Raw genomic sequence first — 13,172 nt, forward strand, 5'->3', positions numbered from 1 at the left:
GCTATAATTACCGCATTCAATTGAGCTACCTCTTAATTTTTACCGGATTGATCATGCGGCACTGTGACGGTTAGGGAAGTAACAGTTTTGTTGCCCGCTTTATCAGTTGCCGTGTACGTGATGGTATAGATGCGCGACTTCTCCGCCCGTAAGCTAAAGGAAGTAGCGTCTGTACCGAAATTGGCCTGAATGTCGCTTGGATCGCTACTCGGTTGATTGCTCGTAATGGACGATAACACCACGGATTCAACGCCCGAGGCAGCATCGCTAGAATTCAGTGTGGCGTTGATCGTAACCATTTTATGATTTGCCGGCCAAATTGACGTTTTATCTAGGTGGACGCTAAACACTGGTGCTGTATTATCAGTCTTAACGCGAATGGATTTGACGTCTTCTATATTCCCCGCTTGATCCGTCGAGCGATATTTCACTTCATAAATTCCGTTGCCAAGTACAATCGGCGAGGTATATGGAACGAAACCGTTTGTCGGTTGCGTACCGTAAGTACTTTGCACAACAGTAAGCGCATACTCGGTCGAAGCTACGTTAGATTTGTCATCCGATGCCTGGAGCGAAACTGATACGTCCGACGTATACCAATCGTCTGCTCCAGTAATTCCTGTTACTGTTGCAGAGGTAACTGGTGGAGCGGTATCAGCCCTGTTAAATTGTGCCGTTATGGTGATGTCCTGTGACGGCATATGGAATGTGTAAGTGCCGTCACCATTTGCGGATACCGAATATACGGTGTTATCCGCACCTGTAACTTTCAAAGTATTTTCATCAAGCTGAAAGCCTGAATTTGCCTGGGTGTAAACTGTTACAGTGTCACTGCTGTGCGCTCTTGAGTAATTGAGACTTGTGTTGGTCGCGATATAACCGTTTGCAGGTTGCACAACATTAATATTGTTTGTTGCATTCAGGGTTATGGGGCTTCCGATTGGTGTAAAGTTAGTGTCTTTGGTAACCTGTTGCATGGTCCATTGCTTATCCGGTACAACCTCAGTCAGCCTCCAGATCTTTCCGTTAGACCATGCTTTTCTCATCTCTGCCTGCACCGCAGACGTGAATTGGCCGCCTACAACAAACGCGCCATGATTTATCGCATTGTTCCAAAGCTTGATATCATTTGCCATGTAAGGTTTATTTACAAATGTGTTTTTATCAACATACCAACCAGTTCCAGCATTCCAACCGCCCTTCATAGCAAGGTTCATAAGTAGGGTAGGCTCGGTACCAGCTCCATGACCTCCGCTTTGGTATGTCCAGCCAAGCATTTCAGGGAAAAAGTTTTGACCGTAGAACTCTAAATAATTGTTAATTTGGTTGACATTTGTATTGGATTCTCCCCAGCTGATTCTGGACGCCACATTCCATAAATTTGAGCCCATATCACTATGCTCTGTTATGAATCCATCTTTGTTTCCAGCATGAATACGATTATAAACTGCGATAGGAAATTTGCTGAAATTAAGAGGACCGTAAGTTGTCATTTTGGTTGCCTCTAAGGCATCATAAGACATGGCATGGACACCTACGGTATTAAATATGTCTGCCATACGGCCGGTCATCTGCGTATTCAATGCCATATCCGCAAGATATCCTACATAATAGTACCAAAGCAGATTAGCATCATCTCCAATATCATGAGCACTTACCATAGTAGAACGATAACCGCGCGTAACGCCTGTCAATTGCCATTCGTTATCACTTACTTGCGTGCAGGCGCCAAAAGTAATCATTTCATTGTCGATAAGAACGCTGTTTGAACCTGCTGCGTTGACAGCTGCCGGTGAGAAATCCTTGCCGTTATCGATATATACGATAGTGTCAGTAGCCGACATTGGTCTTGTCAGATGCCCAATGCCCGCGCTTGCAAGTCCAGCATTAGCAAGGGGCCTGATATATGTCGCGTCACTAGGGGAAATCTGGTTCGATAAGGTATGAACGCCAACCTTAATGCCGTAGCTTGCAGCAGTGTCAACCATCTGTTTTGCCGCTGCATCAGAACCGCCGAAGTTGCCATTAAACTGATATCCGCCATCTGTAACCCATGGACCTGATGCACCGTATTGCCCGTAGATGTAATTAATACCTGCGGCTCGAGCCATTTGGGAGTCGTTTACAATATTATTGGACATATTGTCGGTAAACACTAGGAAATCCTGCGCTGTCTCCAGAGAGGTCTTTTGCCACTTGCCGTTAATCGTCGGGTGCGGCAAGCCTTCATTGACCTCTATGTTGGATAAAACGTTTAAAATGTTAGGAGTCCTTGTTCCGTACAAGGCAATAGAGGAGCCTATCATGCTCGCATCACCTGCATAATCACCAGTAAGCACAGGAATCGTGCGCGTTGGTGAATCAGCGTTCCATGACTGAACCTTTCGCTCGGTTGGCTTCGTATAATCCCATGTGTATGACTGCAACGCACTGCCCCATGTGCTGAAAGAGGCCGAGACATTGTTGAAACCTCTAGTATTGAGAGGATGTGCGAATCCGTTAATGTTCGGTAGATTCGATGGGTAGCTTAAATTGTTATATTCAACCGGCCAACCACCGACGGTCTTACTGTTTAAGTCATGAATACCGATGCCAAAGTTGTTGTTGTAGGCAACACCTGCAACCTGACCACCTGATGTTATGCCAGTCTTAATGGGACCCCATAATACAGCCTGCGCCGAAAATCCCGACGGTAATGTCAAATCTTCCAGTGTAAATTTGGTATAGCCGCCTTTTTCATCAATATGTACGGTGGCCTTGCCCTTTACAGAGGCAAAGTCCAAGCTTAAAGTCCCGTTTTCTTTTGTATATTGTACCGCTGTTGGATACTGCGGAGTATAGTTCACAATCAGGGACATCAGATACGACGACTTGCTGTCAGGACCCGTTGTAACAAAGTCGGTGCCGTCAAGCGTGTTGACCAGTTTTGTAATCTGACCCGCGCTGTTTAGCACAATATTCAACAACCCTGCAGGAATTACATAAGCATCTGGAGTGGGCACAGTTACCCAAATCGCTGCCATAGTTGCATTATTTGTAATCGGAATGGAAAAATCATAAGGCACGTCATTAAGTTCCCATCCTGCCAAAATCATACCATCTTTGGTCAGACCTCCAGGAGGGGTTACCGTATTGCCTTTCGTGACATTCACAGTAATGGGTTCCTCATTCTCGCTGTAAGAAAATGTAACGGTGTAAACCGGAACGGTTTTCCAATTAGCCACAAGCTTCATGTCGCCTGTCGCAGGTTGCGAGAAATCCCACACTGTTCCGCCGGCAACATCCACTGTCCATCCGTCGAACACCTGACCCGATGTTTGGGAAACAGGGTCATTGGGCTTTGTTAATAATGTGCCGTTGCTTACTTTTACAGTAGATGAAGGGGTAACTCCGTCATTATAATCATAGGTAACAGTGTTCATATAGTAAGCTTGTAGCTGAACCATCTGGGGAATGTTATTGTTGGAGATTGTGCCAGTTTCACCGCCACTCCACCATCTGATATAGCGTGCAGTTGTCGGCGCAAAGTTAATCAGATGACCGCCGGCATTGGTATCCTCCTGATATTCGGCATCATTTCCTGCCGAAACTCCCGTGATGGAACCGTTCACAAGAGTACCGTTTGCAAATGTCTTGTTCGAGTCCGTTGGATCCTGATGAGCGACATCGTTGCCATCCTGATTGAATACGTTAACCCAATTGATGCCGTCTGCCGAAAGTTGAACAATTTGATTATGATATGTCCTTAAGCCTACAGCTTGGTGATTTCTAAAATAATTCCAAATTTTAATGACATTCATTGTTTTTGCAGTTCCTAAATCGATGGTCAGATATACGTCGGAAGTATTGCCGGGAGGTGGTGAATTGTTAGCACCCGGTGCAACCCATAAATCGGTATTTAAGGTGCCGCTTGTGATGTTTTGGAGTGAAAATGGAGCTCCTCCCCACCAAACACCGGCGCTTTGACCAGTTGAGTCATGAGTAGACCCCGTTACGGTAGCTTGATATGCAAGATTTCCCGGAGGGGTACCTGGTGCCACCGCTGCCGTAACATAGGTTGGAAGCGATACTGTTATGAAATAACATAAGGTTAGAATTATTGATAAAAGCCTTAACTTGGTTTGCATAGTCCAAAACACTCCCTATCATTTTAACTTTCGAAGTTTTATATTACTTTTTCCGAAGTTCTTGGGTGATGGTGATGGATTGATAAACCAGATACTCCAAGGTGTAATGAGAATAATCTTCTATTTTCTAAAAATCCCCCCTCTCAGCAGACTGAACACTTATTGTATAAAAAGCGATGAAACATTGAATGTAAAGGGACTTTTCATGTATTCACTACAAGTAGGATTACATGAAAAGTTCCCCAATTACGAACGTTCAGAACAAATTTGCTTCAATTACTTGTTTGTCGCTTTCCAAGCATCCAATTGCTTTTGCTTCTCAGCAATAATTTTGTCGCCGCCTGCACTCTTGAGCTTCTCAAGGAAAGTTGGTAAATACTTGCTAGGATCAACCGAGCCGGAAGCAAGCGCGTTATAAAGCTCCGCAATGACTGCATCAGTGTTCGCCTTCTCAGCTTTCACTGGCGTAAAGTCAAAAACAAATCCCAGCGCATTGGAAGGTGTTGCGTTTTTATTCAGATCAACCCACATTTGCGTAAACTTCTGATCATTTCCTTTGGGATCACCTTCCGACAAATAGGAGAGCGCCATGTTGCCAAATTCCCATGGAGCAAAAATTTGGAAGCCGCCTTCTTTGATCGTTTCTATGCGAGTATCAGAAACTTTCTTGTAATGCTTACCTTCAACGCCCCAGACAAGTGTGTTGTAAATTTCTTTGTCCGTGTTCAACAGATTGAGGAACATCATGGCTCTTTCTTTGTTTGGTGAATTGGCGGAAATCGCCGTCATGGTCGCAGCAGCTTTGTCGGTAGTAAGCAGCGGCTTCACGAACTGGAAGTCGTAAGACTGTGTATCCGGATTGAAGCCGGACATTCTACCTGTAGCATTCATTCCTGCTGCTGCAAAGGCCACGGAGTCAATATCGATCTGACCTAATTGAAGGGCATTCTTTCCAGCCTTACGATCTGCAGACGTATCTTTCAGGGTCGCTGCGTCTTTCCGCAAATAACCTTTGGAGTACCAGTCTCTCATCATCGTAAGATAATCCTTGAATTCTGGCGTTTCATACTGATTAACTACCTTGCTGCCATCTTTTAGGTATAGATCTCCTGGCGTCTTCGCATCGCCTAAACTCTCAAGGCCAAACATCGGAGGGGCAGTCGTGAAAGCATCGGTAAACTCCCAAGGTATCAGATTAGGCTCATTCTTCTTGACTGTTTCCAGGAAAGGCGTCAGGTCCGATAACTTGGTCACAGACTTCCAATTAAGATTGTACTTATCCGCTACTGCTTTCTGGATGATGTAGCCGTATCCTGCGGTTGACTGTTGGAAGACTGGCACACCGTAAATTTTCCCTTTTACCTTCACAGCATTCCAGAACATATCGGGAATACCTTTCTTCATGTCTGGATATTTGGCAATCAAATCATCCAACGGTGCATAAGCGCCATTCGCGACATTCTGAAAGTAATTGTTAAAGCCTGCCGCTGTCCATACGAGATCGTAGGATTCACCAGAAGCCATGGTGACTTTCATTTTTTCTTCGTAAGCGCCCCAATCAATAAGTTTCAGTTTAACCGTTGCGTTAATTTTTGGCTTGATGAGTTTATTCACGGCATCTTCTACAGTTTGCAAATCCTTCTGAGGTCCATTCGGGAAGTAATACGTAAGTTCAACCGGCGCTAATGGAGTTGCTGTAGGTTGAGCAGTTTGAGCTGCCGCCGTGCTTGGGGCAGGAGTTGCAGAAGGCGTTGGCTCAGCCTTTGGAGTACTACAACCTGCTAGTACGACAGTGAAACCAATACTTAACGTAACCAGTGAACTCGCCATTTTCATCGCTTTTTTCATGGATAGACCTCCGTATTTGTTTTTATATGTTTAACGGGCTGATGCCCGGTGAAACCGCGATTTAAGATTTCACTGCGCCTAATGTAAGGCCTTTGACGAAGTATTTCTGCAAATAAGGGTAAGCGAGAATAATTGGCCCCACGGATAACACGCAGGTTGCCATCCTAGCCGTCTCGTCCGGTTGTACAGCTGCGGCTTTCTGAGTCAAAGCATTTCCTTGGAGGAATGCGATGTTGTTCATGATAGACTGTAGAAGAAATTGCAGCGTATACAACTTGCCGTTCTCAATGAATAAAGCAGCAGTAAACCAATCGTTCCAAAAAAAGACTGCTGTGAAAAGACCTATGGTTGCGAGCACCGGTGTCGATAAGGGAAGAACCAGCTTCATAAATGTATGAAACTCGCCTGAACCATCAATTCTTGCGGATTCTATAATGGATTCCGGAATGGTGTATGTAAAAAAATTTCTCATGATCAACACATTGACCGAAGAAACCAAGTAAGGAACGAAAAGCACAAATATCGTATCTTTCAGATGAAGGTATTTCGAGAGTAGAATATACCAGGGCACTAATCCTCCACTGAACAATAGGCAGAATACGACCAAGAAGGATACAATGCTTCTATACTTCACTTCTTTTCTTGAAAGACTATACGCAAACAAGGACGAGATGATAAGGTGCAGCAGAGTGCCGACAAAGGTTACGATAATGGTAACGAGGTAAGCTCTCAAAATAGGTGAATTCCCGTTCAGAATGTATGAATAAGCATTTAAACTAAATTTCAAGGGAATTACATGATAGCCAGATTGAAATATCGTCTGCTCATCGGATAGAGATACGGAAAGTACAATAAGTAAAGGTATCAGACATATTACGCAATACACCATAAAAACAGCGTTGAGAATAAAGTTAGGAAAAGAAAGTCGTTTGATCATCTTGTCATCCTCCTAGAACAATGCACTGTCACGATCATAAAGTCTTATCAAAAAGTTCGATACAAGCACTAGGATAAATCCAACACATGCTTGATACAGTCCAACGGCGGAAGACATGCCGAAATCGCTCATGCTTTTCAGAGATCTGTAAACGTAAGTATCGATGACGTTCGTGGCACTGAACAAGACACCCGACTCCTTCGGCAGGTTATAAAACAATCCCCAATCGCCAAAAGCGGCGTAAAAAATTTTCCCCGCCTGCAGCAGTAATAAAGTAATCGTGATCGGGGCTAGCATCGGAATCGTAATTTTGATGGCTTGCTGAAATTTGTTTGCCCCATCCATTTTCGCAGCCTCATAATACTCAGAGGAAATCCCAGCAATTCCTGCTGCAAAAATAACCGAGAAGTAACCAACGTTCTTCCAGACATAGCTCGCCGGTAAAATAAACCACCAGTAGAACGGCTCGGAATACCACTGGACAGGTTCGACATCGAATTGTGCCAGTAATGTATTGATAATGCCTTTGTCCATACTCAGGAAAGTGAAAAGTAAATATTCAGCTACCACCCAAGACAAGAGAAAAGGAAGCAGTAAAATGCTTTTGTAAGCACTCGCAAGATAACGATTGCCTATTTCATTGATGAGAATCGCAATCACGAGCGATAAACCAATACCGAGTACAATGAAGATTAGGTTGTAGGCGATCGTATTGAAGGTGATTTGAAAAAGTGCATCGGATTGAAATAGAAACTTAAAATTCGTGAAGCCTACCCATTTACTCTTAAAGATCCCTTTAATGGGGTTATATTCTTGAAACGCAATGACAACCCCTAACATCGGTAGATAATACATGACAATGATGTAAAGCAGTCCGGGAAGCATCATGAGATAAAAAATTTTGTTTTTAATTAGTTCGCTTACGACCGGTATGACGGGCGCTCGCTTATTTATGGTTGGTTTCGATTCCACAAGCATTCTCCTTTGCGTGGCGGCTATGAATTTGATGTCCCCATCATAAGTCGAAACGAAACGATCGGAATACAGAAAAAAAACAGAATAACACCGATTTTTAAATAAATTAGGACTACAAAAATGAATCAAATCTCTGAAAAATGAACTAAAACGGAAAAGATTCATGTAAAAAGAGCATTCACCGAAATACAAGGCGAATGCTCTTAGAGAACTTAGCTGGTTAGGTTTTAACCAACCCTATTTAGTTGTCGCTTTCCAAGCATCCAATTGCTTTTGCTTCTCAGCAATAATTGTATCGGAGCCTGCCTTTTTCAACTTATCCAAGAATTGTGGCAAGTACTTCTCAGGGTCAACAGAACCACTCGCGATCGCATAATAAAGTTCATCGATGGCAGCGTCAACATTAGCCTTCTCTGCTTTAACCGGTGTAAAGTCAAATACGAAACCTAACACATTCGAAGGTGTTGCATTTTCATTGAGATCTACCCACATTTGTTTAAACTTCTGATCGTTTCCTTTTGGATCACCCTCTGACAAATAGGAGAGCGACATATTGCCGAACTCCCACGGAGCAAAGATTTGATAACCGCCATCTTTAATCGTTTCAATACGGGTATCAGAAACTTTCTTGTAATGCTTACCTTCAACGCCCCATACAAGCGTGTTATAGATTTCTTTGTCGGTGTTAAGTAAATTGAGGAACATCATGGCTCTTTCTTTGTTTGGCGAATTGGCAGAAATTGCCGTCACTGTCGCTGCAGCTTTATCAGTTGTAAGAAGTGGCTTAACAAACTGGAAGTCGTAAGACTGTGTATCCGGATTGAAGCCGGACATTCTACCTGGTGCATCCATGCCTGCTGCTGCTAAGGCTACGGAGTCAATATCGATCTGGCCCAATTGAAGGGCGTTCTTTCCCGCCTTACGATCTGCCAAGGAATCCTTTAAAATTGCTGCGTCTTTACGCAAATATCCTTTGATGTACCAGTCCCTCATCATTGTGATATATGCTTTGAATTCTGGCGTTTCATACTGATTGACGACCTTATTTCCGTCTTTCATGTAAAGACTTCCTGGTGTCTTCGCATCTCCTAAACTCTCAAGGCCGAACATTGGAGGGGCAACCGTGAAAGCATCCATAAACTCCCATGCGTTAAGATTGGGCTCGTTCTTCTTAATGGTTTCCAAGAATGGCGTCAGATCTGATAACTTGGTGACAGATTTCCAATCCAGTTTGTACTTATCCGCTACTGCTTTCTGTATGACATAGCCGTAACCTGCGGTTGACTGTTGGAAGACAGGCACACCATAAATTTTCCCTTTTACCTTCACAGCATTCCAGATCATATCCGGAATACCTTTCTGCATGTCAGGATATTTGGCAATCAAATCATCCAACGGCGCATAAGCGCCATTCGCCACATTTTTGAAGTAATTGTTAAAGCCCGCACCTGTCCATACGAGATCATAGGGTTCACCAGAGGCCATGGTGACTTTCATTTTTTCTTCGTAAGCACCCCAATCAATCAGTTTCAGGCGAACTGTGGCGTTTATTTTTGGCTTGATGAGCTTATTAACAGCATCTTCTACTGACTGCAAATCCTTCTGTGGCCCGTTTGGGAAATAATACGTTAGTTCAACTGATGCTAATGGGGCTGATGTAGGTTGAGTTGATTGAACAGCGGCCGCACTAGGCGCAGAAGTTGAAGATTCAGTCATTTGAGAGCTGCATCCAGCGAGTGCAACAGAGATACCAATACTCAGCAAAACAAGCGAACGTTTCATTTCCTTTGATTTGTTCAAGGTTTGACCTCCATGGGTAGGTAATAAGCCGAAGATTCAGTGAAAATCGGTCTACAATAATTGATCAAATCTCCAAAAATTGAACTCAGATGGGAAAATAACACTTTTTAAATTGAGTTTCTATGGGGGATATAATAAAATTGATTTGCATCGTACATCATTAGATTGAGGTGGTTATATGTACAAAAAATTACTAATCTCTTTCGTTGCGAGTATCACTGCCTTGATTATAATCCTTTCCTCGCTGTTGTACTATAACTACACTTCTTCTTCTATTGAGACCGTAAAAGAAATGAAGGGAAATATTTTATCTAATATCAGCTACAGTTCTGTATACATGGATAATATTGCGAAAAAGTTTTGCCAATCCTTAATGCTTAACAATTCCATTATGTCTTTCGCATACAGCAACGAACAGGATATTCTAACGATCAGCGGTGCTATGAAAACATTGAATAATTTAACGATCCCCAACAGCTATATTTACTCTACCTATATATACAATAAAAAAGTCGATACCTTCCTCACGACGAACACATTCTATGATAGCCATGATTTTTTTGATAAAGAAATCGTTGCTATGTTAAAAAGTCCTCAAGCAACCAAATCACCAAGTTTATATCCAATCCCAAGAAAAATCCCGGTAACAGATGGTTCAAAAGTAAGCGATATGAATGTATACACCTATCTTTTGTTCGATACAAATAATAACAAAGGCGACTTCGACAGTGCGATCGTATTGAACGTGGACGCGGATTGGCTAAGATTGACTATTTCATCCTTGGATAACAAAATGGGCAAAGATGGGAATGAAATTTTCGTCTTGGATGATAAAGGCGATATCGTAAGCCACTACTCTCCTGCAATGTTCAAGCAAAATATTTCAGATCAGAGCTATATTCGTGATGTTCTTCAAACAGCAGCCCCATCAGGAACCTTCTTTAAAAAGCTGCATAATAAAAAATACGTGGTTTCCTATGTTTCTTCAAATGAATTGAAATGGAAATTTATCAGCTTAACGCCTTATGATACATTTTTCTCGAGTGTCAAAAAGAATGGTTTCATTACACTTGCCTTTTGTCTAATCGTTCTTGTATTGGGACTATTATTCGCCTTTCTGGCATCTAAGAGGCTTTACCATCCTATTGAAACGCTGACGAAAGGGATCAAACAAAAGCTGGGCCAAGATAGCAAACCTGAGAAAAACATCGATGAGGTTAGCTTTCTCTCAACTGCTTTCAATGGCATGATCGATAAAACCATCCTGTTGGAAAATATGAAACGAAATACAGCTCCCCTTCTTAAAAGTGATTTTCTGAAAAATTTAGTCATTGGCCAGACCTATCTGCCTCTTGAAAAAATATTGGCCAAAGAAAACGAACTTCAAATCGATCTAAATCTTGAGAACAATCTGTTCTTGTTTATGTTAAAAATAGACTTTTATAAAGATTTCGTCGACCAGCATAATGAAAAAGATCGTTCCTTATATAAAATTGGGATTTCAAATATTGCCAAGGAAATAACCAACGAGTATTACAGAAATGAAGTTATCGAGACTGGATTCGATCAATTCACCATATTGGTTGACATTGGAGAACTTACTGAGGAATCGGATTCGTACATGGACATCTTCCATGATATCGTGACTAGAATCCAATTCTGTGTCGAGAAATATTTGAACATTTCATTAACTGGAACGCTTGGATATGTGATTGAATCGCCAGATCAAATCAAATACGCATATGAAAAAACACTTAACTTGTCCATGTATCGTATTAAATTAGGCCATTATAGTATTATTACCTCAGAGATGTTAAATGACTTGGACGACAGCTCTTTCCAATTTCCCGCCTCTAAAGAAAAACAGCTCATTGATTCCCTAAAGCTAGGGAACAGTGAAGCTGCAAAAGCAGCATATAATGACATTATTAAAGCCATGGAGCATTCATCGTATGACACGATTTTAACATCTGTGATCTATTTATTTTTCTCCATTTACAATTCTCTAAATCGGATCGTCGAAGGCTCGCAATCTACATTCAATGCGATTTCGATTGATTTTTTCAACAAAGTAGCCGGGTTTGAGACCTTAGATGAAATCGAAAAAACATTTTTCACGTTATTCGATGATATTATTCTTTTAAAGGATGGTACAAAAGATAAGAAAAAGAATATGATCGTCGACACTGTCATCGACATGATCCATGCGAACTATTCGGATAAAAACCTTACATTAACTAGCTGCGCTGAAGCGTTGTCCATTTCATCCGTATATCTTGGCAAGCTGTTTAAGAATGCAACCGGTAAATCAGTAGCCGAGTTCATTACGACAGTTCGCATGGAGAATATCAAGGACTTACTGGGACAAACACAAATGCCAATTAATGATATTTTAGAAAGATGTGGCATCGAAAAGTCAAATTACTTTTATACCAGCTTTAAAAAGTACTTTGGTGTCTCGCTAACTGAATACAGATTACAAAATGTGAAGGTACATAGTGAGAAGGAGATTTTGCCCGGCGGGTAATCGAATAATAGCCTGGTTGCCCTAATTCGCAGCATAATGGTAAAAGATCATTCAAAAAAAGACGTGACGGCATTATGCCGTTACGTCTTTTTTAAATATGACCGGGTACATCTCCCCTTGAGCAATATCGCCATCTTTTCCGCCTGCAGCAATGAATTGATTGATGGAGATGTATCGGAATTTCTCATCGTCTCGGAATCGCGTTTCACCGGTCATTAAGTGAATCGCCGACGAACGGCGTACACGGTCCGATCTGTTAGGTCCGCTTCCATGAATGGTCAAGCTGTGATGGAAGCTGACTTGTCCAGCTTTCATTATGATCGGTACAGTCCGAAAAGTTTGCCCTTCAGGTACGTTTATCCCAAGCTTGAGTTTATCTAAATTTTGTTCATGAAAATCACTGCCTGATAGAAGTCCCCAATGGTTGCTGCCTGGCACCATCTGCATACAGCCATTCTCTTCATCAACATCATCGTAGGCGACCCATGCCGTAAGGAGCGTTTCTGGGTTGTGGAAACATTGCCAGTACGTATAATCCTGATGCCAGCCGACATTAGAGCCTTGGCCTCCAGATTGTTCCGGTTTGAGCAGTAGCTGATCAGCCCAGAAACGGATCGTGTCCATTTCCGTTAGAGCAGCGGCAATCTCGCCGATCACTGGATCGTTGGCGAGTGTGCGAATCGTTAAGTCGGCATAACTCGCCATATCTGTTTTGCGAAGTGTTTTAGGATGGCCTTTCTTATAGCTCCAGATGGTTTCGGGAGGCGTTCCGGTCTCGAATTCCTCCCGGTATACTCTCTCCATTCTGTCGCGCAGTTTGGCAAGCCTTTCATCGTCGATTATTTTCGGAGACACCCAGTAACCATTTTCCTTGAAAAATTTCACGTCATCTTGCGTTGGGATTCCATTTGCATTTGGCACTTTCAGCTCATCCTCTCGTCGCGAATTCACTCTCGCT

The 13,172-nt window shown here is 42.5% G+C and carries 7 protein-coding genes; 1 reads left to right on the top strand and 6 read right to left on the bottom strand.

Features of this window, described 5'->3' with window-relative positions; genetic code table 11:
• Positions 1-32: 32 nt before the first annotated feature.
• The 5 genes from AC58QG_RS10430 to AC58QG_RS10450 all read right to left on the bottom strand — a co-directional run bounded on the left by AC58QG_RS10430 (position 33) and on the right by AC58QG_RS10450 (position 9,687).
• Positions 33-4,127 carry an InlB B-repeat-containing protein gene (locus tag AC58QG_RS10430; protein ID WP_497361981.1) on the bottom strand — a complete coding sequence of 1,365 codons (4,095 nt, stop codon included), beginning with the start codon at positions 4,125-4,127 and terminating at the stop codon, positions 33-35.
• A 276-nt stretch (positions 4,128-4,403) separates the two neighbouring features.
• A complete protein-coding gene (locus AC58QG_RS10435) occupies positions 4,404-5,975 on the bottom strand; it encodes an ABC transporter substrate-binding protein (protein WP_497361982.1) in 1,572 nt (523 codons plus the stop codon).
• A 61-nt stretch (positions 5,976-6,036) separates the two neighbouring features.
• Positions 6,037-6,912 carry a carbohydrate ABC transporter permease gene (locus tag AC58QG_RS10440; RefSeq protein ID WP_497361983.1) on the bottom strand — a complete coding sequence of 292 codons (876 nt, stop codon included), beginning with the start codon at positions 6,910-6,912 and terminating at the stop codon, positions 6,037-6,039.
• A 12-nt stretch (positions 6,913-6,924) separates the two neighbouring features.
• Positions 6,925-7,800 (bottom strand): ABC transporter permease, encoded by an 876-nt coding sequence (locus AC58QG_RS10445; protein WP_497362827.1) that lies wholly within the window; start codon positions 7,798-7,800, stop codon positions 6,925-6,927.
• A 324-nt stretch (positions 7,801-8,124) separates the two neighbouring features.
• Positions 8,125-9,687, bottom strand: a complete 1,563-nt coding sequence (locus AC58QG_RS10450; RefSeq protein ID WP_497361984.1) for an ABC transporter substrate-binding protein — start codon at positions 9,685-9,687, stop codon at positions 8,125-8,127.
• 391 nt (positions 9,688-10,078) lie between these two features.
• Here AC58QG_RS10450 and AC58QG_RS10455 point away from each other — a divergent pair, with 391 nt between their 5' ends.
• The gene (locus AC58QG_RS10455; protein WP_497361985.1) at positions 10,079-12,214 is read left to right on the top strand and encodes a helix-turn-helix domain-containing protein; all 2,136 of its coding nucleotides are present in this window, start codon (positions 10,079-10,081) and stop codon (positions 12,212-12,214) included.
• A gap of 72 nt (positions 12,215-12,286) precedes the next feature.
• Here the strand turns inward: AC58QG_RS10455 and AC58QG_RS10460 are convergent, their stop codons facing one another.
• Positions 12,287-13,165 carry a phytanoyl-CoA dioxygenase family protein gene (locus AC58QG_RS10460; RefSeq protein ID WP_497361986.1) on the bottom strand — a complete coding sequence of 293 codons (879 nt, stop codon included), beginning with the start codon at positions 13,163-13,165 and terminating at the stop codon, positions 12,287-12,289.
• Positions 13,166-13,172: the final 7 nt, after the last annotated feature.

This window comes from Paenibacillus sp. J22P169 (assembly GCF_059691995.1).

Coding starts and splice junctions, on each gene's coding strand:
- AC58QG_RS10430 (WP_497361981.1), bottom strand. CDS start 4,127: ATGCAAACCAAGTTAAGGCTTTTATCAATAATTCTAACCTTATGTTAT.
- AC58QG_RS10435 (WP_497361982.1), bottom strand. CDS start 5,975: ATGAAAAAAGCGATGAAAATGGCGAGTTCACTGGTTACGTTAAGTATT.
- AC58QG_RS10440 (WP_497361983.1), bottom strand. CDS start 6,912: ATGATCAAACGACTTTCTTTTCCTAACTTTATTCTCAACGCTGTTTTT.
- AC58QG_RS10445 (WP_497362827.1), bottom strand. CDS start 7,800: ATGATGCTTCCCGGACTGCTTTACATCATTGTCATGTATTATCTACCG.
- AC58QG_RS10455 (WP_497361985.1), top strand. CDS start 10,079: ATGTCTTTCGCATACAGCAACGAACAGGATATTCTAACGATCAGCGGT.